Below are 23,889 nucleotides of genomic sequence, written 5' to 3'. Positions count from 1 at the left end.
GTAGGGATGCGACCCATGCCCGAGGCTTCCACGAGCGCCGGTCGCGGCGTGCTCTACATCTCCTTCGCCAAGCTCTACTTCATGGCGGCGGGGTACGTGATCTACTTCCTGCTCCCCCGGCTCCTGCACTCGGACGCGGCCTTCGGCGACTACGTGCTGGTCATCGGGCTGGTCTCGGTGATCGACAACGTGATCGTCACCGGCACGATCCAGGGGGTGAGCAAGTTCACCGCCGAGGACGAGACGCGCGCCGAGGCCGTGAAGGCGGCCGCGCTGAAGGTGCTCCTGCTCCTCGGGGGCGGGGTCGCGGCGCTCTACGCGCTGGCGGCGCCGCTCATCGCGCGCTGGGAGAACGACCCCGGCCTGACGGGCCTCTTCCGCCTCTCGGCGGGGATCGTCTTCTGCTACGCGCTCTACGCCGTCTTCGTCGGCTCCTGCAACGGGCGGCGCATGTTCGCGCGCCAGGCCAGCCTGGACGTGGGCTTCGCCACGCTGCGCATGGCCTTCATCTGCGGGTTCGCGCTGCTCGGCTGGGGGGTCTGGGGGGCCGTCGGCGGCTTCGTCGCGGCGGCGGGGAGCTTCCTCGTGCTCGCGGCGGGGTGGGTCGGGCTCCCGCGCACGCAGGAGCGCTTTCCGCCGGGTCGCTTCGTGGGCTATCTGGTCCAGCTCTTCCTCTATACGGCGGCGCTGAATCTCACCATGCGGGTGGACCTCTTCATGCTGAAGCGGTACGTCGGCGCGTGGGCCGCGGGCCAGGGCCTCGCGGACCCGGCCAAGGTGGCCTCGGCGTTCACCGGTTACTACGGCGCGGCGCAGACCCTGGCGTTCATCCCATACCAGGCGATCCTGGCGGTGGCCTTCGTGATCTTTCCGCTCGTCTCCCGCTCCACCTTCGAACAGGACGTGGAGAAGACCCGCAGCTACGTACGCCAGACGCTGCGCCTCTCGCTCGTCTTCTGCGCCGGCCTGGGGGTGGTGTTCATGGCCAATCCCGAGGCGGTGATCAACGTCCCCTACAAGGCGGTCTACCGCCAGGCAGGCCTTGGGCTCGGCCTGCTCGCCGCGGGGATGGTCTGCTTCTCGATGTTCACGATCGTGAACACCATCCTGAACGGCGCGGGCAAGACGGGGGCGGCGCTCCTCTCCGGCGTGGTGACGCTCGTCGCCGCGGCCGCAGCCAACTGGGCGCTCGTGCCGCGCGCGGCCTCGGCCCGGGAAGCCTTGGCTCTCGCCGCTGCGGCCTCCGCCGGAGCCATGGCGCTCGGAGCGGTGCTCTCCGCCGCGCTGCTCTACCGGGCCTTCAAGTCCGGGATCCCGTGGCTCACCTTTCTGCGCGTGCTGGCGGCCACGGCCGTGGGGCTCGGGGTCGGAAGGCTTATCCCCGAGGTCTCCAAGCTGGTGACGATCGGCGAGTGCCTGGTGGTCTTCGCCGCCTACCTCGCGACGCTCGTACTGCTCCGGGAGCTCGGCTCGGAGGAGCTCGCCCGCGTGCGGAAGATCCTCCGTCGCGGCGGTTAGCCCCTCCCCCGGAGCGCCGGGGGGAAGAGCGCGCACGCGAAAAATTGCGCCGGATGGGTGAGGCGGCCTAGGCTCGACGCATGTTCCGCGCACCTCTGCTCTTCTGTTACCTGCTGGCGGGAGTCGCCGGCGGCTGCGAGAGCGCGGCGAATCGCAAGGCCTCCCTCCTCGACGCGGTGCTCGAATACAGCGACGGGGTGCGGTGGGGACGGCCCGAGCTCGTGGTGCGCTACCTGTCCCGCTCGCACGGGCAACGGATCCTGGCTCGGAGGGCAGGCCACCCCGACCTGCAGGTGACCGACGCCGAGGTGGACGCGGTGCAGGTGTTGAGCGTGGACCGCGCGCTGAGCACCGTGCGCTTCGACTGGTACGAGCTGCGCGAGGCGCGCCTGCGGCGAAGCGTCATCCAGCAGACCTGGACCCTCGAGAAGGGGGAGTGGCGCCTGGCCGACCAGCGGTGGCTCCGGGGCGCACCTTTCCCGCTGCTCTGACCCGGCGATCCCACGCCGCGCCGCGCGATTTGACCGGGCCGCCTCGGATCCCGTAAAATTCAAAGAAATTTACCGCGTCTCGCCCTCCGGACCTCACGTGGGCTTTCGGGGGGACGATGCATCTTGACGAGCCGCCGCAGGGTGCGGCGTGGCTCGTGCGTGCGATGTCTGCCCGGGGCAGCGGTCGCGCTCGAGGAGGGCTCGTTGGCCCGGCCCGACAATCCAGCCGCCGGACCGCCGTCGGGAGACAACGCCTCCGCCGACTTCGTTCAGCGCGGGAAGGTGGCGATCGTTCGTCGGCAGTACCAGGAGGCGGTGAAGATCTGCCGTCTCGGGCTGCTCGCGCATCCGACCTACGTCGAAGGCCGGCTGGTGCTGGCCATGGCGCTCATGGCACTCGGACGGCACGAGGAGGTGCTCGCCGAGATGCGGGTGGCCCTCGAGCTCGAACCGGACCATCCGATGGCTCACCTGCTGAAGGGGGAGGCGCTGCTCCACGCGGGCGACCCACGGCGGGCGAAAGAGGCGCTCGAGGTCGCGCACGAGCTCGATCCGCACAACGAGAAGGTGCTGAAGCTCCTCGACGAGGCGGATGCGAGCCTGGAGGACCAGTCCGGGCCGCTCGTGGGGGGCCACACCGATACGAAGGTCTATCCCGCGCCGCGGGCGCAGCAGGTCCGCACGGGGATCCGGGGCGGGGTGCCGGCGCGCGCAGCGAGCGAGCCGGTCGACGAGGACGACGACGAGGACCACGACCACGACGACGACGACGAGGGGACCGACGTCGAGGAGGAACCTCGACGAACCGGCGACGAACGGCCGGCGGGAGACCGGGACCGCTACACGGTCGCGGAGCCGCTGGGCGGCGGACGCGGGCGAGGGACCGGGGCGCGAGTCATCGACACGGGGCTGACGCGCGCCGGGCGAGAGGTCGAGGACTACGACGGGGACCTGGGCACCGCGCCGTGGGTTCCGCCGGCGAGAGGCGGGACGCTGACCGGTTCGCAGTCTGCCGTGGACTGGGGTGAGGAGACGCTGCGCGAGGGGCTGAGAGGCCGCATCCGGGAGGACGTGCGGGGCGACACGGAGCACGCGGCGCTCGCCGATCGCGGGGCGGCGGCGCGGTCGAGCGCCAGCGGGGACGAGCTGCCTCTCTCGACGGGCGAGAGCCTCGCGGCGCTTCCCGACAGCGACGAGCACGCGCCCCTCGGGCCGCGACCCACGCGGCAGGTGGAGCCCACGCCGAGCGTGATGGCGCGCCTGCGCGACGGGCGGGCGGGCACGTCGATCAATGTCACGCGAGAGACCGACCTCGAGGAGATGGCGCGCAAGGATTCGCGCGGGCATTCCACGGTGGAGGCCGGGCCCGAGGAGGCGATGGCTCAGGTGGCGCGTGCCCTGGGGCAGCGGAAGACGGCGGCCCTGCTCGCCCGGGTGGCCACGCCGATGTTCGGCAGCCTGGAGCGCTCCGACGAGCTGCTCTCGCCCCCCGAGGTCTGGGACGGCCACGAGGTGAACCCCGCCGAAGAGGAGGTGGAGGATGCGGAGGAGGACGCCGACGACGATCTCGACGAGGATGCCGACGACGCGCTGCTGCGCGCGGGCGCCACGCGCGAGGGACATCGACGAAATACGCCGCCTCCCGTCGACGAGGAGCCCGAGGACCTCGCCACCGTAGGGGCGCCGCCGCCGGTCGAGTTTCACGAGGACCTCCCCGACGAGGGGACGTACGAACCGACGGTCGTGCCGCGGAACCTGGAGGCCTTGAGGGCGGCGGGGCTTCTGTCGCCGGCGACGGCGCGCCCGGGGTTCAAGGCCGAGTTCCCCTCGGCGCCGTCGGTCATCATCGGGGGGAACGAGGCGCGGGGCCCCGACGCGCCGGCCTCGCCGACGCGGCGGGCGCTCGAGTCGGGTGGAGGTGGTGGGATCGGCTCGCCTCGGCGCCCGGGCGAGCAGACGGCCGCCCTCGATCTGAAGGCCGCGGAGGCGCTCGGCCGTGGCAAGGGCTTCCACGAGCTGCCGAGCTCGGAGGAGCGCGAGGCGCCGGAGCTCGACTCCGTCGACGAGGACGCGCCAGACGCCGACCGACACTTCGGGGGACGCGACTCCCACGCGCCACCCGACGCGGACGAAGGCGACGGGTGGGACGAGGAGCTGCCCGACAGCGATGCGGTCGGACGCGTGGCGTTCGGTGGAGCGGGGCACGACGACGATCCGTTGCCCGTTTCGGCCGAGCTCTCGGCCGATTTCTCGGCGCTGCCTGCGGCGCCCGGCTACCCGGGGCATATGCCGCCCGTTCCTCCACCCACGGGCGCGGTCGGGGCGCCGCCCGAGCTCGTCGCGCGCTCCGACGAGACGTTGCCGCCGGGTACCGACGAGCACGCGTTCACGCGCGTGGCCTTCGATGCACTGCCGGACAGTGTGGACGCGCCGCCCGACCGATTCGACGAGCCGTACGCGCCGCCGCCGACCTTTCTCGGCCCGGCAGAGGGGGGCAAGCTACCGGTCGGGTATCCGGGCTCCGCGCCGCGGGTGGAGCGCCAGCCTGTGTCCTCCGCGCCGTCGCAGGGCGACATCTCCGTCGAGCTGGACCCTTACACCTCGGAGGTCTATCGCCCCGCGCCCACCTACCTCGGCCCCGCGGACGGGGGGAAGCCGCCCGCCGCGTCGGACCGTGGCAACTCGGCGTCCAGCTTCGCCGAGGCCGCTCCGCCCGCCGCCCGCGTCGACCGCTCGGCTCCCGAACGCCGCTACGAAGCGCACGGCGAGCTCTCGGACAGCTTCGCCGGGCCCGGAGAGGCTGCGCCGCCCTACGACCGACAGGACTCGTACGGGCTGGACTCCGTCTCGCGCGACGGGGAGCTGGACTACGACTCGCGCCGCGAGGTGCGACGCCATCCTTCGGTGAGCGTGCCCGAACACCCCGACGAGGAGGAGCTGGCGCTGGAGCCGGCGGATCAGTCGGGGCGCCGTCCCTACCCGCAACGCACCGCCTCTCTCGAACCCGGAGAGGGTCGCTCGGCGGCCTACGTGGACAGTCACCCGGCCGCCGCGAAGCCTCGCTCGGCGTCGGCGGGTCGGGGGCGCGGGCGCGAGGGGGGGCCCGCGTCGCGGACGCCCGCCGAGGATAGCCTGATCGACGAGCTCGGCGGCGGGTCGCAGCCCTTTCAGGTCCCCGCCTCGGCTCCGCGCGCCAAGGCCAAGGCGAAGGCCAAGGCGCCGAGTCGTCGCGCGGAGGCGCGGCGCCCGGCCATGCCCAGGCCGCCCCCGTACCCGAAGGGAGCGACGTCGTTCCTGACCATGCTCCTCGGTCCTCCGGGGAGCAACCGCTGGCTCTTCTGGCTCTTGGGGTCGGTGGGTGTGCTCGCAGCGGCCGTGGGGATCGGCTTCTTCGTGCGCTACATGCGCGTGAGTCGAGACATCGACCACAAGCGGCGCGAGGCGGTGGTGCGCTTGAAGAACGCCAACGCGGGGGACTACCTCGCGGCGGCGCAGATCTTCGGCGAGATCCTGAGTCGTCGTCCCGACGACGGAGTCGTGGCGGGCGTCACGGCCCACCTCAACGCGGCGGTGCCGGTGGAGTTCGGCGATCCGCCGCCGCTCCTCCGAGCTCCCTCGGTGGAGGGGGAGCCGCAGGACGAGCAGCGCGTCGCGGCGCGCATTTACCTTCGACTTCAACAAGGGCAGCTCAAGGAGGCCGCCGAGCTGGCGCTGCAAGGGCGTACGCGCTTCTCGTCGAGCGCGTTGCTGGTCTACCTGGACGGGCGCGTGGCGCTGCTCCAGGGGCGGACGGCAGCCGCGATCGAGAGCCTGCAGCAGGCGCTGCGTCTCGACCCGCGACATGTCCTGGCGCTCGCGGCTCTCGGCGACGCGCTGGCGGTGCAGGAGGAGCTCGAGAACGCGCTCAAGCGCTACGACGAGGCCCTGGCGGTCAACCCGGAGCATGTCGCGTCGCACCTCGGACGGAGCCGGGTGCTAGCGGCCCGCGGGCTGGACCTGTCGACCGCGGAGAATCGCCTGGTCTCGATCGTGGAGGGAGAGCGTCGCGTCCTCGCGTCGCGGGGCCAGCGCGGCTGGGCCTACCTGCAGCTCGCCCGCTTGATGGTCGGCAAGGGACGACCGGATCAGGTGGAGCGTTTCCTCAAGGAGGCCAAGGCCAACGAGCCGGCCCAGGACGCCGTCTTTCAGGACGCGCTGGCGGCCTTGCTCATCGACCTCTCTCGGCTGAGCGAGGCCGAGCAGGCGGCGAGGCGGGCCGACACCATGATGGTGGGACGGCCGCACCCGCACTATCGCCTGGCGCAGGTCTATCTGGCGCAGGGGCGTGCTCGGGAGGCGCTCGAGGCGCTGCAGCGCGCGCAGGCCCTCCCGTTCTCGACGCTCCTGCGGGCGCAGGTCTTCGTGCTCCTCGGAGAGCTGCCTGCGGCGCGGAGGGAGGCCGAGCAGGCCCTCAAGGTCGCCCCGGGGATCGAGGGGACGCTCGTCCTTGCCAAGGTGCTGGGGGCGGAGGGCCGCGCCGACGAGGCCGAGCGGGTGCTGCGCCCGCTGCTCGCGAGCAATCCGGACAGCGCCGGTCTGCTGGTGGCGCTCGGCGAGACGTACCTGCTGCGGGGGCAGGCCAAGGCGGCGATCGACAAGTTCGAGCAGGCGCTCCGCAAGGATCGAGGCGCGATGGAGGCGCGACTCAAGCTTGCAGACGCGTACGCGGCCGATGGCAACTACGAGGCCGCACACCGCGAGCTGATCGCGGCGGCCCGCACCAGCACCTGGAACGTGGCGGCGCGCAAGCGGCTCGCGGAGCTCGAGCTCGAGAAGTGGAACCTCGTGCAGGCGCGCAGCGACCTCGAGCAGGTGCTGCGCCTCGCGCCGAAGGACGAGCAGGCGCGCCTGGCGCTGATCCAGGTGCTCACGGCGCAGCGGGACTACGGCGGGGCGGAGGCGGAACTGCGCCGGCTGGAGGGGGCGCGGCCCGGGGTCGCGGCGCTGGCCCGAGGGAGGCTCGCGCTGCGCCGGTACGATGCGCGGGCCGCGGTGCCCTTGCTCGCGGAGGCGACCCGCGCGATCCCGAGGGACGCGGAGGCCTGGTCGCTGCTCGTCAGGGCGCAGCTCGACGCGGACAACAACGTGTCCGGGGCCCAATCGGCGCTGCGGGAGCTCGAGGCGCGTCACCCCGACTCGCCGGAGGCGCTCAGCGCCGAGGGGCTGCTCGAGATGAGTCGTGGAAAGCTTCCGGCGGCGGTGCGTGTCCTCGTCCGGGCGGTGAAGCTCCTCGAGCGGCACCGGCGACCGCCGCGCGTGCAGGCGGAGCTCCTCGTGCTGCTCGGACGCGCCCAGCAGGACGGCGGGAGTCAGGTGGAGGCGCTCGCGCAGTACGACGCGGCGATGCGCGTCTGTCCGCGCTGCCCCGATCCGCACCACCGGAGGGGGCTCTTGCTCGACGAGAAGGGGCAGGGGCAGGAGGCGATCTCGTCGATCCGGCGGGCGGTCGAGCTCGACGCCAAGAATCGCGAATACTATCTGGACCTGGCCAAGGTGTACGAGGCGAACTCGATGCCGCGGCCCGCGGTGGAGATGTATCGCAAGTACCTCTCCTTCAACCCGCCGGAGGAGCTCGCCCGCGATGCGCAGCAGGCCATGGACAGCCTGCAGAAGTAGGTCGCGCCGGATCGGTCTCGTCGCCGCGCTGCTCGTCGGTGCCGGGGTCCCCGGGCGCGGTCGTGCGACGCCGCCCGACGCCGTGCTCACCCCCGTGCCCACGCATCTCGTGGAAGGGCGCCTGCTGCTCTCGTTGCCCGCGGCGTTGCCCACGGGAATGACGACGGGCGTGGAGCTGGCGTACACGCGCGGGCGCCTGCTCTGCTGGGGGGTGCGCGTCTCGTGGGGAACGGCCACGGAGTTCACGCCCAGCTGGGAGGTGCGTCACGACGACCTTCGCCTGCGAGCGGTCGGCGCGCTGCAGCGGTCGTTCGGGCGCGCGACGGTGGGGGTGCGCCTGGGAGTGGGGGGGACGCTGGTGCACGAGCTGCGCACGCGCAGCCAGGGGAACCGGGCCGGCCTGACCGGTGAAGCGCTCACCGCCTCGGCGTGGAGGCTCCTTCCCGCGCTGGAGCTCGAGCCGACGGTGGTGCTGCGGCTGCTGGCGGGGTTCGGTCTCAGTGTGAGCGGTGGGCCGTCGCTGCACCTTCTCGACGGGGCCGCGCGCTTTGGCTGGCTCGCGGGGGCGGGGATCGCATGGCAGCGGTGAGGCGCAGCTGGCGCGCCGTGGTCGTCGTGCTCGGGGCGGGGCTCCTCGCGCTCGGCGGCTGCGACAGGCTCCTCTCCCTGGCCGCCGGGGAGACCCCGCTCGCACGGATCCAGGTGCAGGTCTCCGGGCGGCTGGCCACCCCGTCGCTGGCCTCGCGGCTGCGCGTCGCGCTGGTCTGGGGCGGCCAGTGGCGCCCCGAGCCGTTCTGCTTTCTGCCGCCGGAGTCGGCCCCCGAACCGGTGTTCTTCTCCGCGGCGGCGGTGGTGAAGGCCGGCTGCCCGGACAGCTTTCGCTTCGTGCCGGCACGCGTGGGACCGAGCGTCGCGCTCGGGCCCGACGGACGCGCGACGCTGGAGCTGATGGGACTGCCACCGACGGAGATCATGGTGGGAGACGTCACCTCGCGCGTGGCGTACGGGTCGCTCGTCGTGTTCGAAGATCGCAACGGAAGCGGGACGCTCGAGCTGCGGCGATCCGGGCGCGGGTCGGGTACCGCGACCGACGGCGGGACGGGAGATGGCGGCGCGCGCGAGGCCGGTCCAGTGGACGCCGGATCGGCGGACGCCGGTCTGCGTGACGCGAGCTCGATGGACACCGGTTCGACGGACGCCGGTCCGGTGGACGCCGGTCTGCGTGACGCGAGCTCGGCGGAGGCGGGTCCCGGGCCCAGCGTCGGCGGAGGAACGCTCCGGGGGCAGGACCAGGTCTACGGGGCGAGCTTCGTCTCCATGACCAGGCCCAACCAGCGGGTGGCGTTTCGAGAGGGAGAGTTCGACGCCCGCGCGGCCTTCTACCCGCGCGTCGGCTGTCCGCCGCCACGGCTCGGCTACTCGATCTTGCGCACGGGCGGCTTTTCGGCCGAGGCGGCTCTCGCGGCGGCGCGCGAAGGGCGGCTTCCGTCGGTAGACCCCACGCGGTGCGACGAGGTCGCTCCCGAACAGACGGTCGTGACCATCGACCTTCAGGCGCCTGAAACCCTGAGCGACGTGGCGTGCGCGGGGTCGAACTCGGGGGGAACGACGACCTACCGCGAGCCGCCCGCGCGTGACCCGACCCTTCCCCATCGCGTCTGGGCCTGCGTCGGGTTTCCGAGCCTCGGGGGGGTGCCGGCGCCCCCGGGGGTCCAGCTCGTCGTGGCCAGCCCGACGGAGGAGCTCTGTCGCAGCGTCTCGCACTACACGCTCCGGGGGTGCCGCAACGACCCGGCCTGCGCGACGCCCCAGTGGGATCGCACGGGGAACCCGCCCTCGTGGTGGCCGTGGATCTGTCGAAGCCGATGATCCGCCGCGCTCACGCGGTCGCACGCCCTGCCCCGCGGATCCGCCTCGCCGCGTGCGCGCTCGTCGTCGGCGCGTCGTTGGTGCCGTTCCCGGCGCGGGCGAGGCCCGATGAGGACGGGCCCCCCCGCTTCTCGCTCCCCACCGAGAGCGACCGGGCCGCGTGGTTGCGCCCTGGCTTTCGGGTGGCCCTGGGAGTCGGCTACGGCCGGCTCGTCGGCCTCGGCGGGGCGCCGAGCGGAAACCTCGTCGGCCCCACCATCCGGCTCGGCGTGCGCCTCGACGAGAAGTGGTCCCTCCTCGGCTCGCTCCAGTACCTCTACGCCTTCGGGGCGGCGGGCGGGGTTTCGGGGCTCCGTTTCGCGGGCACGGTCGAGCCGACCTGGCACGTCGCGCGCGGCCTGAGCCTCTCTGTGGGGATCGGCTTCGCGGGTCTCGTAGAGGGGCGCGCGGGGCGTCCGAACCCCGACCCGCAGCCGGGCACGCTCTACGCGTCGTACACCTTCCCCGACGCGCGGACCCCGCTTCCGAGCTGCAGTGGCGTGGGCGTGACCGGGCTCGTACGCGCGGACTACCTCTTCGTGCTCGGGCCACGCTCCTCGACGGGGCCCACCCTCGTCGTTGACGCGCAGTGGACGGGCTGCGTCGCGGACACGGGGCGGGACGAGCCGGACACCGCCCGCCCGATCGTGCGGCGCCAGTGGTGGCCGCACCTGGGCCTCTCGCTCGCCTGGGTGATCGCGTGGCGCTGAGGCGGCCTCGTCGGACGTGCCGCCGCACGCCGGCTCTTCATCGTCGGCTCCTCTGCGTCGCGGTGGCGTCTCTGCTGGGGCTCTCCACCGCGCAGGCGCGGCCCCTTCCCGACGATCCACCGAGGTCGCAGCCGGCCTCGCAACCCAGTTCACGGCCGGCCTCGCAGCCCAGCTCGCAGCCCGTCTCGCAGCCGGCTGTGCTCGAGCCGCCGCGCCCGCTGCGCCCGGCCGTGGTCCCCTATCCCGCGGGGGCTCCGCCGCACTCCCGCCCGGTCGTCGTGAAGGTCACCATCTCGGTCGGGGTCGACGGCCGCGTGGAGGCGGTGGTCCTCGCGACGCGATCGCTCCCCATCTTCGACGACGCGGTGGTGCGTGCGGCTCGTGCGTTCCGCTTCGCGCCGGGACGCTACGGGGGGCAGCCGGTGCGCGTGCAGATTGCTTTCACACATACCTTCTTGCCGCCGCCACGCCCCTCGGGCGGGGTCGTGCCCGCGGGGCTCGCGCCGACCTCGCTGCTCCGGGGGCGGCTCGTGGAGCTGGGTACGCGCGCGCCCGTCAGCGGCGCGACCGTGGTCGCGGAGGTGGGCGGACGGCGGTACGTGGCCGAGGCAGATCCCAGCGGGCGGTTCCGGCTCTCCATCCCGGCCGGCGCGATCACGGTGCGCGTGCATTCCTCGGGGTACCGTCCCTTTCTCCAGCGCGAGCGCGTCGCGGAGCGCCAGCAGATCGCCGTGACCTACTTCGTGGAACGCGAGCGCTACGATCCGTACGAGATCGTCGTGGTCAGCGAGCGCCGCCGCGAGGAGGTGTCGCGCATCGCGCTCACGGGCCCCGAGCTGACGCAGGTTCCGGGCACCTTCGGCGACCCCTTTCGCGTGATCCAGACCCTCCCCGGCACCGCGTCGGTGATCTCCCTCGTCCCCTTCCCGGTGGTGCGGGGGGCGAGCCCGAGCTCCACGGGCACCCTGCTCGACGGCGCGCGGGTGCCGCTGCTCTACCACCTGCTCGCCGGTCCCAGCGTGGTGCACCCCGAGTTCATCGACGAGGTGCGGTTCTTCCCCGGGGGCGCCCCCGTGATCTACGGCGGCTACACGGGCGGCATCGTGGACGGGCAGACCCGGCGCGCGCGGCCGGACGAGCGCCGCATCGACGTGGACCTCAACCTGATGGCCGTCGGCGGGCTCGTGCGCTGGCCCATCCCGAAGCTCGGCCTCAACGTCACGGCGGCGGGGCGCTACGGCTACCCGGGGCTCATCCTGAGCCTGGCCACCAAACAGGCCTCGCTCTCGTACTGGGACTACCAGCTTCGCGTCGACGGGGGAACCCTTCGCAACGGGTGGACCGTGTTCGCCTACGGCGCCCGCGACGAGCTGGACACCGTCTCGCCGAGCGCCGACCCGGCTGACCCCGACCCGCCGCTCGAGCCGGCCCTGATCCTGAACTTCCACCGGCTGGACCTCCGCGCGCAGCACGGGCGGGGACGCTTCGACGGCGCCTACCGGCTGCTCCTCGGTTACGACCACAGCGAAGGGCAGGGCGGGAACGTGACGACTTGGGTCGTGGACCCGCGTGCGCGGTGGACCTTTCGGCCCGGTCCGCGGCTCACCCTGGTGGGCGGCCTCGAAGGAGCGCTCCACTTCTTCTCGCAGGCGGCCCCTCCCGCCTCCACCCTCGGGAACTTCTCGCTCGCGGCCCTGACCCAGGACCTGACGCGCCTCTACGACGTCGGCGCGCTGGCCGAGGTCCTCTGGAGACCCTCGCCGAGGTGGCTCTTCCGTCCGGGCCTCCGCGGGGACCTGCTCCACGACGGCGCCACGCGACAGCTCTCCGCCGACCCGCGACTCACCGTGCGCTACCTGCTCGCCCGGCGCTCGCTCCCCGACGTGCCCGCCGACAGCGACCGGAACGGGATCTGGCTCAAGGGGTCGGTCGGCCTCTACCACCAGCCGCCGCGCTTCGTCCTGCCGCTGCCGGGGCTCGACACCATGCCGCTGCGCTTCGGGCTGCTGCGCTCCATCCAGGGGAGTCTCGGGCTGGAGGTCCCCTTCGCGCAGGGACTCAGCCTCGGGCTGGAGGGGTACTTCAGCCTGCTCGACCCGACGATCTTCGACCTGGCCTTCAACCCCGAGAGCCTGACCACCGCACCGAATACCTCTCTGCTCCCCACGACGACGGAGCCCTCGCCAAATCGCTCCCAGAAGGCCGTAGACGAGCTGGTCAAGCCGCTCCTCGGTCGCGCGTACGGACTCGAGCTCCTCATCCGGCGTCAGTCGAGGACCGGTATCTACGGGTGGCTCTCCTACACGCTCTCGCGCTCGGAGCGGCGCCGGGATCCGGGATGGGCGCCGTACGATTTCGACCGCACCCACCTCTTGAACCTCGTCGTCGGGATTCCTCTGCCTCGGAGCTGGGACCTCGGCCTGCGCTTGCAGTACCAGAGCGGCAAGCCGGCCACCAGCACGGCGGGCTACAACGCCGCTCGCCAGGACGGCTACCTGCGGATCGACCTGCGGATCGACAAGCGCGCCGCCTGGCGAGGCTGGCTGTTAGACTTCTACATCGACCTGCTGAACGTCGCGCTCCTCCCCGAGGAGCTCCTGCAGGGAGAGACGCTCCGCTACGTCATTCCCACCGTCGGGGTGAGAGGACGCTTCTAGCAGCGACGGACCCCGAGGGCGACCGATCACGACGAGGAGGCAGATCCGTGAGCAATCCGCAATCGATCGACGCGCAGGCCCTGGACCTCATGCTGCGAGCGGGCTCGCGCTGGGTGCTCTGGCTGCTTCTGGGGCTCAGCGTGGTGGCCGTGGCCGTCGTGCTCGAACGCCTCTGGTTCTTCGCGCGGATGCGCGCCTCCCGGCGCCAGAGCGAGGAGCTGCTCAAGGCCCTGCGCGCCACCGGCCCCGAGGCCGCGTTGCGGACCCTGGCGGGACCGGCTTCGATGGAGACGGCCGTGGCCCGAGCCTGCCTCGAGCACACCGCCGACGGGCCGGCGGCGATCGAAGAGCACCTCGCCGCCGCCGTGGAAAGCGAACGCCTGCGCTACGAGCGCGGGCTCGCCTTCCTCGGGACGCTCGGAAACAACGCGCCCTTCGTCGGCCTCTTCGGCACGGTGCTGGGGATCGTGCGGTCGTTTCACGACCTGTCCGTGAACAGCGCGCAAGGGACGCAGGCCGTGATGGCCGGGATCGCCGAGGCCCTCGTGGCGACCGGGGTGGGCCTGCTCGTGGCCCTGCCCGCCGTGGCGGCCTACAACGGGCTCATGCGGCACGTGGAGACGGCGGCGGCCGGTGCGGGGGCTCTCGGGCATCGGATCCTGGCCTTCGTGAAGACGGAACGGGCCGGCGCACCGCGGGTCGCGGCGCTCGCGCCGGAGGGCGAGTGATGGGCGCCCCCACGCGTCGTCGCGGGCTGATCACCGACATCAACGTCACGCCCCTCGTGGACATCATGCTCGTGCTGCTCATCATCTTCATGCTGACGGCGCACGTGATCGCGCGTAAGGCCATCGAGGTGGAGTTCCCGAAGGCCTCCCAGGGCACCGCGCCGCAGAGCCCCACCCTGATCGTCACGCTCACGCGCGACGGACGGCTGCACCTCGACGGCGCCCCCGTGGAGCCCGAGGCGCTGCGCGCGGCAGTGAAGCGCGCGGTCGCCAAGGACAGCAAGGCCCAGGTGATCGTCGCCGGGGACAAGGAGGTCTCGCACGGGCGCGTGGTCTGGGTGCTCGACCTCGTGAAGAGGCTCGGAGTGACCTCCTTTGCGATCCAGATCGACCCCGCCATCGTGATGGCGCCGGCCCCCGCCCGATGAGCTACGGCGGACGCTTCGCCCTCTTTGTCGGGCTCTCTGCGCTCGGGCACGTGCTGCTGGCTCGGGGGATGACGCGCCTGCCGCCCCCCGCGTCACCGACGCTCCCGCGCGTGGTCGTGCGCGTCGAGCTCCGCGAGGCGCCGGCGAAGGCCGCGCCGGCACCGGAGCCCGCGGTGGTCGAGGCGCGCCAGCCGGCGGAGCCCCGGACCCCCCGCCCGCCGAAGGAGCCTCGCCCGCGGAGGCGGCGCCTCGTCGCCACGACGCCGGCGCCAGCCGAGCAGGCCAAGCCCGCGGAGAGCGCGGCGCCGGCTAAGGGGCAGGGGACGCCGACCTTCGGGGTCTCGATGGGCTCGACGTCGCAGGGGGGCAAGGGCCCGGCCGTGCCCGTGGGGAACGCGGGGCGGGGCAGGCCCGGTGCCGGCGGCGGAGGAGGCCGCGGGGCGGGTCCGGGCGCTCCGGCGCCCCTCGGCGTGCAGGACGTGACGAAGCTGCCGCTGCCGCGGGGGCAGTGCAGCGGACGCTACACCGAGGCGGCGCGCGAGGCGGGCCTCGAAGGCACGGTGGTCCTGGATCTCGTCGTGGGGGAGGACGGCCGCACGCGGGAGGTCGTGGTGGTGCGGTCGCTCGGTCGGGGGCTCACCGAGGCTGCCGTGGCCGCGGTGAAGGCCTGCCGCTTCTCGCCGGGGGAGCGGAACGGCCGTCCCGTGGCGGTACGCGTGCGCGGGTTCAAGATACGGTTCTTTCTAGATCATACCCTCTAGATCAGGCCCTCTAAATCTTCCGGCAGGCTGTCCACGCTCGTCGCGCCGGCGGGGACCTCGACCTCGATCACCCCCTGGAAGGGGACGCGCGAGAGCGGCTCCCCCCGGCGCCCCACCCGGACCGAAAGGCCCGCTCGAGCCCCTGCGTTCAGCGAGAGGCGGGCGAGCGGCAAGGCGAGCTCGATGACCTCTGCGCACGCCACCTCGTGCGAGGTGCCGAGCGACTGCGTTTGCCCGCGGCGTTCCTCGTGGAGCTCCACCTCGAGACGCGGGCGAAAGATCACTCGCGCGGTGAGCGTGCGATCCAGGGTTGCGAGCTCGAACTGAAGGTCGAGCTCGTGCAGGTCCACCGTCGCGCCCTCGAGGGTGGCGGCGGGGTCGCACCGCAGAAAGAGCTGGGACGCGTCGAAGCCCCAGTAGACCCCCGCGATGAACGAGGTGTGCTGCGCGTCCGTCCCGGCGAGGGGCACGCGGTAGAGGCCGGCGCCCTGCCACTCGTAAAAGGAGGTGCGCGTGCCGTCGAGGCGCGGCTGGATGTAGCGCGAGGGCTGGCGGACGGGGGCCACCACCCCGCCCTGCGACACGGGGCGCAGGAGGTCGGCGGGGGGGCTCTCCCCGAGGGCGCCGTACACGGCGACGAGGTGCGAGCGGAAGAGCGCCTCGTAGATCGGGTCCTCGGCGGAGAAGAAGGGCTCGCCGAGCCACCAGAAGAAGTCCGAGGCCTCGGCCCGCAGCAGGTGCTCCCGCGCCGCGGCGAGAGCTTCGGTCTTCTCCTCGCCGCTCTCCTCGGCGGCCTGGAGCCTCGTTCGCGCCCGTCCGAGGAGCTCCCACGCGCGGTTCGTCTCCGGGTCGCCGATCCAGATGGTGAAGTTCGCCTCGATCCAGGAACCCGAGTGCAGGTAGTCGAGGCCGAGGGTGGGGGGATGGCGCTCCAGATGCTCGCGCACCGTCACGGTGCGGAGCCGCGGGTCGGTGGAGATCGCCTCGTAGAGGGCCGTGAGGAAGGGGGTGCCTCGTTCCGGATAGGCCTCCCAGGGGTTCTCTCCGTCGAGCGCGACGAGGACCAGCGGGGGTCTCCCGGTCTCGATCGTCGCCGCGTCGGCCGCCTCGAGGACGCAGGAGAGAAAGTCCGCAGCGGCGGCGCGCGCGTCGTCGGTAGACGAATAGCTCTTGGCGATGCGCTCCGAGAGGCGCTGGTCGCGAAAGACCAGCGCGCATTCGCCGCGGCGGTAGGGCTGGTAGGCGCAGCGGCGACCGGGGGTGCACTGGCGGTCGTCCAGCGAGCGGCCGAGCACGCTCTCGTCGGAGAGGAGGTACCTCACGCCGCAGCGCTGGGCGAGCTCCACGGTCTCGGGGCTCACGGCTCCCTCCGAGGGCCAGAAGCCGGACGGGCGGACTCCGAACTCGTCCTGCACGCGGGCGATGCCGCGGCGGATCTGCAGCTCGGCGTCGTCGGGGGCGCAGAAACGCGCCGGAAGGTGCACCCCGGGGGTCGCGCGGCGCGCGACGTTGGAGTCGATGAGCAGGGGAAGGATCGCGTGGTAGTAGGGGCTCGCCGTGAGCTCGATCGTGCGACGGTCCACGAGGCGTTGCCAGCGGGGCAGCACCTGCGAGAGCAGGTCGCGTTGCAGGGAGAGGACGAGCGCCTTGTCCTCCTCGCGGTAGTCTCCTCCGCGCGCTAGCAGCGTTCGCACCTCGTCGCGGCGACGGGCGATGTGGCCGAAGGATGCCAGGTTGAAGAGCACCTGGAGGTCCCGCAGATCCCGATCGGAGAAGCGCTGCGCGGCGGCGGCGAACCCCTGCGCCGGCACGTTGCGGCCGCGCTTCTCGAGGAGCTCTCGATAGCGCGGCATCGGCTCGAGCACCTTGCCCCAGTGGACGGAGAAGAAGCTGCGCACGAGGACGTGGCGCTCTTCGTCGCTCAGCTCCCCGGGCGGGCGCAGGGTGAGCTCCTCGAAGGCGTCGCGCCCCCCCTCCAGGCAGTAATGAATCTGGTCGATCAGGGAGGGCGAGAGGTTGACGGTCGCCCGCACCTCGGGGTGCTCGAGGAGCAGTTCGGCCATGTCGGTGTAGGCCCCCGCGGCGTGCATGCGCACCCACGGCAGGGCGAGGCGGCCGCTCTCCGGCTCGATGTACCACGGCTGGTGCATGTGCCAGAAGAGCGCGAGCTCGACGGGAGGGCGGGAGCTCATGGGTCACCCCTCGAAGCGATAGCCCTTGGGGATGACCACAATCCCGTCGTCGCTCACGAAGAAGCGCTGGCGGTCGCGGTCGGTGTCGAACCCGATCTCGGTGCGCGCGGGGATCTGCACCCCCTTGTCTACGATCGTGCGCCGCAGCCGGCTGTGCCGCCCCACGTCCACGTCGTCCATCAGCACGCTCTCGTCGACGGACGCGTAGCTGTTGACCCGCACGAAGGGGGAGAGGACGGAGCGGTTCACGCGCCCGCCGCTCAGGATGCACCCCGGCGAGATGAGCGAGTCGGTCGCCATCCCCATGCGGTCCTGGGCTTGATCGGCGAAGACGAACTTGGCGGGAGGGCGGGGGCGCATCCAGGTGTGGATCGGCCAGCGCCGGTTGTAGAGGTTCAGGACCGGCTTGACCGCGACGAGGTCCAGGGTGGCCTGGAAGTAGGACTCGATGGTGCCGACGTCCTTCCAGTAGCCGCGCTCGTCGGGCTCGCTCCCCGGCACCTCGTTCTCCATGAAGTTGTAGGCGTAGACGCGCGCCGAGGGGTACAGCATGGGCAGGATGTTGCGGCCGAAGTCGTGGGCCGTATCTTGCTGCGCGTCGCGCGTCACTGCGTCGCTGAGCACGTCCGGGTCGAAGATGTAGTTGCCCATCGACGCGAGGACCCACCCGGGGCGGCCCGGCATCTCCTTCGGGTGTCGCGGCTTCTCCTGAAACCCGACCATGCGACCGGAGGCGTCGACCTCGATTACGCCGAAGGACGAGGCCTCGGAGGCCGGGACGGGGACGGCCGCCACGGTCAGCTCCGCGTCGCGTTCGACGTGGAAGGCGAGCATCTGCCGCACGTCCATGCGGTAGATGTGGTCGCCGCCGAAGACGCAGATGTAGTCGGGTTCCTCGTCCGCGACGACGTTGAGGCTCTGATAGATCGCGTCGGCCGAGCCGAGGAACCACTGCTTGCCCATGCGCTGCTGCGCGGGCACGGGTTCCACGTGGTGGTCGAGCATGGCGGAGAGGCGCCACCCGCGGCTGATGTGACTGAGGAGCGAATCGCTCTTGTACTGCGTCAGCACCTTGATGCGGTGGATCCCCGAGTTCACGAAGTTCGACAGGACGAAGTCGATGATGCGATAGCTGCCGCCGAAGGGGACCGCCGGCTTGGCGCGGTCGGCGGTGAGGGGCCAGAGCCGCGTGCCCTCGCCGCCCGCGAGGACGACGCCGAGGATCTTGGGTTGGCGACCGAGGCGATAGGCCAGGCGAGATGCTTCAGCGCTCATGCGTTCACCCGCGCTCTTCCCTGCCGACCGCGCTCCCGTGGGAGCCCGGCCGGGCCGATGACGGCCTCGAAGCGGCGCGTGGCGCGAGCGTGACGTCCCCCGCCAGGTCGCCGCAACCGTGGGCTACTTGGGCTCGACGATGTCCTGATTGTCCTGGGAGGAGCGACCGCCGAGCAGCCCCAGCGTGTGTAGCACGAAAATGGTCGCGGCTCCCAGCACCACGAAGACCACCAGGGCGATGAGCAGGGGCTTCATCTTGATCCCGGACTTCCCTCGCGACTTCTTGCGCTGCGGGGGAGGGGTGGGCTGGCGCTCTTCGCCCTCGAGCATGCTCTCGAGGGAGCCCATGTCGGGCATGTCTGCGGTGCGCGTGACGGGCGAAAGGTGGCTCGATCCGGCGGGGTCAGCCGCGCCGAACTCGTTGGTCCAGCCGCGGGGGTCGATGAGGTCGGCAGGATTGAGCGGCGTGCCCCCGCCGATCTCGTCGGGCGAGAGCGGCCTGGCTCCCACGTCCTGCTCGTAGTTCTGCGTGTCCAGCGAGGTGAACTTGACGATCTCCTCCTGGATCAGCGTGTCGATGACTCCGTGCGCGCGCCCCTTGGGCGGCCCCGTCTGGTCCTGCTCCGCGGCGCAGCGTCGAACCAGACGGGCGAGGTCGCGGCTCGTGACCTTCATGCCGCGGGCGAAGAGGAACTGGGCCAGCGCGTCCTGGATCTCGTAGGCGTGGTGGAAGCGCTGGTCCGGGTCGCGCGCGAGGGCCTTCCGCACGATCTGGTCCAGGTCCGGCGGGATGTCCGGGCTCAGCGCGGTGAGCGAGGGGACTCGGGCTTGCCGCACGAGCTCGACCGTCTGGTAGTCCGTCTCGCCGTAGAAGAGCCGGCGGCCGGTCAGGAGCTCGAACAGGATGATGCCTACCGCGAACACGTCGGCCCGGTAGTCGACCTCGATTCCGCTGGCCGCCTCGGGCGAGAGGTACGAGAACTTCCCCTTCACCACGCCGGGGTCCGTCTGCTCGATCTGGCTCGCGGCCTTGGCCAGACCGAAGTCCACGAGCTTCACCTCGCCGTTGCGCGAGAGGAGGATGTTCGGAGGGCTCACGTCGCGGTGAACGATCTTCAGGGGCCGACCGTCGTCGGGGCTCACCATGTCGTGCGCGTAGCCGAGTCCCTTGCACACCTCCATCATGACGAAGATCGCGTGCTCCATCTCGAGCGCGCGATCCTGTCGCTTGAGCGACTCGCACAGGTTGCGCAAGTTCATGCCGTCCACGTACTCCATCACGATGAAGTACGTTTGGCCGGAGCGGCCGATGTCGTAGACGTGCACGATGTTGGCGTGGTTCAGGTAGAGGCTCAGCCGAGCCTCGTCCAGAAACATCGCCACGAACTTCTGGTTCTTCGTGAGGTGGGGAAGGATGCGTTTGATCGCAACCTTCTTCTTCATGCCCTGCATGAGCTCGGCTTCGGCACGGTAGATCTCCGCCATGCCGCCGCTGTCGAGCTTGTCGATGATGCGATATTTTTGCTCGGGAGTCGCCATCCCCGGCCGCTGCTATGGGGGGTTAACCCCAGTGAAGTTCGGGGTAGTGTTCGAGATAGTACACCACTCTAGCAGGGCAATCCAAACGGGGGCAGTAGGGAAAAACGAGACTCTGAAGGGGGCGGAAGGGGGGGAGCGGGGCCTACTCTTCGGCGGAGACTTCGCCCCAATCGGCTTCCTCGAACTCCGAGCCGGCGTGACGTCGCTCCTCCTCCTCGGCGCTCTCCTTGCAGTCGATGCACAGGGTGGTGACCGGCCGGGCCATCAGGCGCTTGAAGCCGATCGCCTCGCCGCACTCCTCGCACTCGTCGATGCTTCCCTGCGTCAGCCGATCGATGGCGCCGCGGATCTTGGCCAGGAGCTTCTTCTCACGGTCCCGCAGCCGCAGCGCGGTCGAGATCAGTTCCTCACTGCTCGACTGATCGATCGAGTCGCGGCCGTTGTCGGTCTCGCGGTCCATGCTCATGTGCAGGCTGCTCTGCGCGTTGTAGAGCAGCTTGCGCTCGGCGTCCTGGAGGGTTCCTCGCAGTTGCTTGGCTTGCTCTTCGTTCAGCATCGAAGTCATCGTAGGGCGCGCGATCTGTCTTTGTCAATCGGTGGACCGTGCGTCGCATGCAGGCACGGCGGTTAGTAGCGCTTCGTGAACTTCGACTCTTGACAGTTCACGCGAGGGAGGATCGATTCGGGTGGTGGGCCGCCGGGGAGCTACGAGGCCTTCTTCTTGCGGATGAGCTTGGGGCGCTCGCGGTTGTTCACCGTGTTCTCGTCGACCACGCACTCGGAGATCCCTTCGAGCGAGGGGAGCTCGTACATGATGTCGAGCATCACCTCCTCCATGATGGCGCGCAGGCCGCGCGCCCCCGAGTGACGTCGCGACGCCTCCTGCGCGAGGGCCCTCATCGCGCCATCGCTGACCTGCAGGCGCACCCCCTCCATGGCGAAGAGGCGCTGGTACTGGCGGACGAGCGCGTTCTTCGGACGCCAGAGGATCTCGACCAGCGCGTCCACCGCGAGCTCGTCGCAGGGCACGACCACGGGGAGGCGGCCCATGAACTCCGGGATCATGCCGAACTTGATCAGGTCTTCGTGTCGGAGCTGGGCCCGCAGCGCGTTCTTGTCCTCGAGCCGCGCGTCCACCTGCGCGCCGAAACCCATGCCCCGCTCGCCGACCCGCTGGCGGACGATCTCTTCGATGCCGTTGAAGGCGCCGGTGCAGATGAAGAGGATATTCGTCGTGTCGACCTGGATCAGCTCCTGCTGCGGCCGGTTCCGCGACCCCTCGGGGGTGATGGTCGCGCGCCGCCCCTCGAGCAGCTTGAGCAACGCCTGCTGCACCCCCTCGCCCGAGACGTCGCGCGTGATGGAGGGGCCGCTGCCCTTGCGGGCGAGCTTGTCCACCTCGTCGATGCAGACGATCCCCTCGGCCGCGCGTTCGACCTCTCCGTCGGCGGCGCGGTAGAGGGCCTTGATCACGCTCTCCACGTCCTCGCCCACGTAGCCCGCCTCGGTGAGCGCCGTGGCGTCCGCGATGGTGAAGGGCACGTCCAGCTTGCGCGCGAGCGCCTGCGCGAGGAGCGTCTTGCCGCTCCCCGTGGGCCCGACGAGGAGGATGTTCCCCTTGGCCAGCTCGACCTCGCCCGGTCGGTGTCGGTAGTGGATCCGCTTGTAATGGTTGTAGACGGCGACCGACAGGACCCGCTTCGCCTGATTCTGGCCCACGACGTAGCGGTCCAGGTCGCCCTGGATCTCCTTCGGTCGAGGGAAGCGGCGCGGGGTAGGGGCCTCGTCCTGCTCGATGATCTCGTTACAGAGACCGACGCACTCGTCGCAGATATAGACGTTCGGGCCGCTGATGAGCTTTCGCACCTCGGCCCGGCGCTTGCCGCAGAAGGAGCAGGCGATGTCGGTCACGGTTCATATTTTTGCACAGTCCCGTCGCGCGTCTAGTCCAAAATCGGGGCGCCCGGACGTTCGGACGCGGCTTTCTGGGCGCGCGGGGGACCGCTTGACTGCGGGAGCTGGACGCGAAGGGCTCGCGGGCTCCGCTGGACGCTCGTCAGGGTTGCCCGGGCCTGGCCCACGTCGGTCTCGCCGACGAGCTGAACCGGGAGGCGCGCGTCGTCGTCGCTGATCCAGAGCGATACCGAGCGCGGGCGCGCGCCGGGACGCGGCCGCCCGTCGTCGTTGATGCGGATCGCCCGCCCGGCGAGGCGTACACAGTTCTTCGGGCCGACGCGCGAGTAGAGGCGCTCCGTCCCCGCGTGCGCGAGCTCGATCCTCCAGAGGGCGGTGCCTGCGAGCACGACGAGCGTCTCGCGCCAGCCGGGGCGCAGGTCGGCCGCGCGGAGGTAGAAGAGGGTCGTGAGCGGGTCGAGGTAGCCCGCGGGGAGTCGGCGGGTGCGCACGACGGCGCGGCCCTCGCGGCGCACCGTCTGGCGTGTGGTCGCGCCGTGCTCGGTGTGGAGCTTGCGGCTCGTCTCGCCGCTCTGCCGGTCGGAGGTCGTCTCGAGGGGGGCGAGGCCCGCCAGATCGAGGAGGCTCACCTGCGCCTCGCGCAGTCGCAGGATCATGCCCGGGACCGTCTCCCCGAGCGCGCGGATCTTGAGCGTGCGGCGCCCTCGTCGTCGGCCGACCTGCCCGACGGCGATGGCCGCGCGACCGCCGGAGATGCCGAGAAGACTGACCTCGTAGGTCACGGCCTCTCCGGGGCCCCAGCCTACCTCCTGCGGCGGGGCGAGCGTGGCCGTGCGGGCGGTCCCAGGCGCGGGCTGGGCGAGCCCGATCATCCGGACCACGCGCAGCTCCGAACGCGCGGGTTCGGCGGTCGCAGGCCGTGGGTGAGCGGCGAGGCCCCCGAGCAGCGTGGCGGCGAGGAGAAGGGCGCTGCGAGAAGACGTGGGGCACCTCCCGACCGAGTTGGTGCTCGGCTCGCGCCGCCGGCGATGGACGGCGCGCTGTCGCAGTCCGTTTTGCGGAGCCACGGAGGGTCGTCGCTCCCAGCTCCCTCCTATTATGACGGCGGGGCGCGGCGGCTGCTACACTCCGGCCCATGGAGCGCCGGATCGCGGTCAGCGTGGGAGATCCCAGCGGCATCGGACCCGAAATCCTGCTCAAGGCGCTCGGCTCCTCGCTCGCCGGCGCCCGCGTGTCGCTCTTTGCGCCGCGCGAGCTCTTCGCTCGCTTCGGCCGCACCCTGCGGCTGCCGCTGCCGGCGGACGTGACCTGGCGCGACGACGGGCTCGAAGGGATCGAGCTCGAGGCACTCGCCTTCGGCACCCCGAGTCCGGAGGCGGCGCGCTTTCAGCTCTGGAGTCTCCAGGCGGCGGTCGCGGCCCTTCGGGCGGGGGAGTTCGAGGCGCTCGTCACCGCGCCGATCACCAAGGCAGCGATCGCCGGCGCGGGCTTCGCCTTTCCGGGGCACACGGAGTACCTGGCCCACAGCTTTGGCGCGCGTCGCGTGGCGATGATGCTCGCGGGTCCCAAGCTGCGCGTCGTGCCGCTGACGGGGCACCTGCCGCTCGCCGCGGTCCCGGCGGCGCTCACCGTGCCGCTCGTGGTGGAGACGCTGTGCCTCACCGCGGAGGCGCTCGCCGGACCCTTCCGGGTGAGCCAGCCCTTCAAGGTGGCGCTGACGGGGCTGAATCCCCACGCCGGCGAAGGCGGTCTCCTCGGCGAGGAGGAGCAGCGCGTCCTGACCCCGGCGCTCGTCGAGGCGCGAGCCGAGCTGGCGCGCCGAGGCGTCGAGGCGCTCCTCGAGGGGCCGCTCCCCGCGGACGGGCTCTTCAGCCGTGGGGTCGAGGCCTACAGCGCGGTGGTCTGCTGCTACCACGACCAGGCGCTCATCCCCGTGAAGATGCGTCACCCGGACACGGCTGTGAACGTGACGCTCGGCCTGCCCATCGTGCGCACCTCGCCCGCGCACGGCAGCGCGCTCGACATCGCGGGAAAGGGAGTCGCTCGGGAGCAGAGCATACGGGCCGCGCTCGAGCTGGCCGTCGAGCTGGCCGCGTCGCGCGCGGGGTAGACG

17 protein-coding genes are annotated in these 23,889 nt (G+C 71.6%); 11 read left to right on the top strand and 6 right to left on the bottom strand.

What is annotated here, in order from left to right; translation table 11 throughout:
- Positions 1–15 precede the first annotated feature (15 nt).
- From IT371_22050 to IT371_22005, 10 genes are all read left to right on the top strand, one after another.
- A complete protein-coding gene (locus IT371_22050) occupies positions 16–1,518 on the top strand; it encodes a lipopolysaccharide biosynthesis protein (GenBank protein MCC6750364.1) in 1,503 nt (500 codons plus the stop codon).
- Between the two features lie 80 nt (positions 1,519–1,598).
- A complete protein-coding gene (locus tag IT371_22045) occupies positions 1,599–2,009 on the top strand; it encodes a hypothetical protein (protein MCC6750363.1) in 411 nt (136 codons plus the stop codon).
- A 204-nt stretch (positions 2,010–2,213) separates the two neighbouring features.
- Positions 2,214–7,664, top strand: a complete 5,451-nt coding sequence (locus IT371_22040; GenBank protein MCC6750362.1) for a tetratricopeptide repeat protein — start codon at positions 2,214–2,216, stop codon at positions 7,662–7,664.
- Positions 7,630–8,253: a hypothetical protein gene (locus IT371_22035; protein MCC6750361.1), complete on the top strand. Its 624-nt coding sequence runs from the start codon at positions 7,630–7,632 to the stop codon at positions 8,251–8,253. Before IT371_22040 ends, IT371_22035 begins: the two co-directional genes overlap by 35 nt.
- Positions 8,241–9,533 carry a hypothetical protein gene (locus tag IT371_22030; protein MCC6750360.1) on the top strand — a complete coding sequence of 431 codons (1,293 nt, stop codon included), beginning with the start codon at positions 8,241–8,243 and terminating at the stop codon, positions 9,531–9,533. Before IT371_22035 ends, IT371_22030 begins: the two co-directional genes overlap by 13 nt.
- Positions 9,530–10,282: a hypothetical protein gene (locus tag IT371_22025; protein MCC6750359.1), complete on the top strand. Its 753-nt coding sequence runs from the start codon at positions 9,530–9,532 to the stop codon at positions 10,280–10,282. Before IT371_22030 ends, IT371_22025 begins: the two co-directional genes overlap by 4 nt.
- Before the next feature lie 197 nt (positions 10,283–10,479).
- Positions 10,480–12,939 (top strand): carboxypeptidase regulatory-like domain-containing protein, encoded by a 2,460-nt coding sequence (locus IT371_22020; protein MCC6750358.1) that lies wholly within the window; start codon positions 10,480–10,482, stop codon positions 12,937–12,939.
- 47 nt (positions 12,940–12,986) lie between these two features.
- Complete coding sequence (locus IT371_22015) at positions 12,987–13,667, top strand: MotA/TolQ/ExbB proton channel family protein (protein MCC6750357.1); 681 nt, start codon at positions 12,987–12,989, stop codon at positions 13,665–13,667.
- Positions 13,667–14,095 (top strand): biopolymer transporter ExbD, encoded by a 429-nt coding sequence (locus IT371_22010; protein ID MCC6750356.1) that lies wholly within the window; start codon positions 13,667–13,669, stop codon positions 14,093–14,095. The genes IT371_22015 and IT371_22010 overlap by 1 nt, the downstream gene beginning before the upstream one ends.
- Positions 14,092–14,856, top strand: coding sequence for a TonB family protein (locus IT371_22005; protein ID MCC6750355.1), 765 nt, complete (start codon positions 14,092–14,094; stop codon positions 14,854–14,856). Before IT371_22010 ends, IT371_22005 begins: the two co-directional genes overlap by 4 nt.
- Here the strand turns inward: IT371_22005 and IT371_22000 are convergent.
- The 6 genes from IT371_22000 to IT371_21975 all read right to left on the bottom strand — a co-directional run bounded on the left by IT371_22000 (position 14,853) and on the right by IT371_21975 (position 22,657).
- Positions 14,853–17,048 carry a glycoside hydrolase gene (locus IT371_22000; GenBank protein MCC6750354.1) on the bottom strand — a complete coding sequence of 732 codons (2,196 nt, stop codon included), beginning with the start codon at positions 17,046–17,048 and terminating at the stop codon, positions 14,853–14,855. The two genes, IT371_22005 and IT371_22000, sit on opposite strands and share 4 nt — an antisense overlap.
- A 3-nt stretch (positions 17,049–17,051) precedes the next feature.
- The gene (glgC, locus tag IT371_21995) at positions 17,052–18,323 is read right to left on the bottom strand and encodes a glucose-1-phosphate adenylyltransferase (GenBank protein MCC6750353.1); all 1,272 of its coding nucleotides are present in this window, start codon (positions 18,321–18,323) and stop codon (positions 17,052–17,054) included.
- Between the two features lie 123 nt (positions 18,324–18,446).
- Positions 18,447–19,862 (bottom strand): serine/threonine protein kinase, encoded by a 1,416-nt coding sequence (locus tag IT371_21990; GenBank protein ID MCC6750352.1) that lies wholly within the window; start codon positions 19,860–19,862, stop codon positions 18,447–18,449.
- 142 nt (positions 19,863–20,004) lie between these two features.
- Positions 20,005–20,418 carry a TraR/DksA C4-type zinc finger protein gene (locus IT371_21985; protein MCC6750351.1) on the bottom strand — a complete coding sequence of 138 codons (414 nt, stop codon included), beginning with the start codon at positions 20,416–20,418 and terminating at the stop codon, positions 20,005–20,007.
- A 149-nt stretch (positions 20,419–20,567) separates the two neighbouring features.
- Positions 20,568–21,773 (bottom strand): ATP-dependent Clp protease ATP-binding subunit ClpX, encoded by a 1,206-nt coding sequence (gene clpX, locus IT371_21980; GenBank protein ID MCC6750350.1) that lies wholly within the window; start codon positions 21,771–21,773, stop codon positions 20,568–20,570.
- A gap of 32 nt (positions 21,774–21,805) precedes the next feature.
- Positions 21,806–22,657 (bottom strand): DUF3108 domain-containing protein, encoded by an 852-nt coding sequence (locus tag IT371_21975; GenBank protein MCC6750349.1) that lies wholly within the window; start codon positions 22,655–22,657, stop codon positions 21,806–21,808.
- A 254-nt stretch (positions 22,658–22,911) separates the two neighbouring features.
- Between IT371_21975 and pdxA the strand changes: the two genes are divergently transcribed.
- The gene (pdxA, locus tag IT371_21970; protein MCC6750348.1) at positions 22,912–23,886 is read left to right on the top strand and encodes a 4-hydroxythreonine-4-phosphate dehydrogenase PdxA; all 975 of its coding nucleotides are present in this window, start codon (positions 22,912–22,914) and stop codon (positions 23,884–23,886) included.
- Positions 23,887–23,889 lie beyond the last annotated feature (3 nt).

The sequence above is a fragment of the Deltaproteobacteria bacterium genome, from assembly GCA_020848905.1.
Classification (GTDB): Bacteria; Myxococcota_A; Polyangia.
Note: the sequence above shows the minus strand (reverse complement) of the source record. Positions and strands in the feature narration are given on the sequence as shown.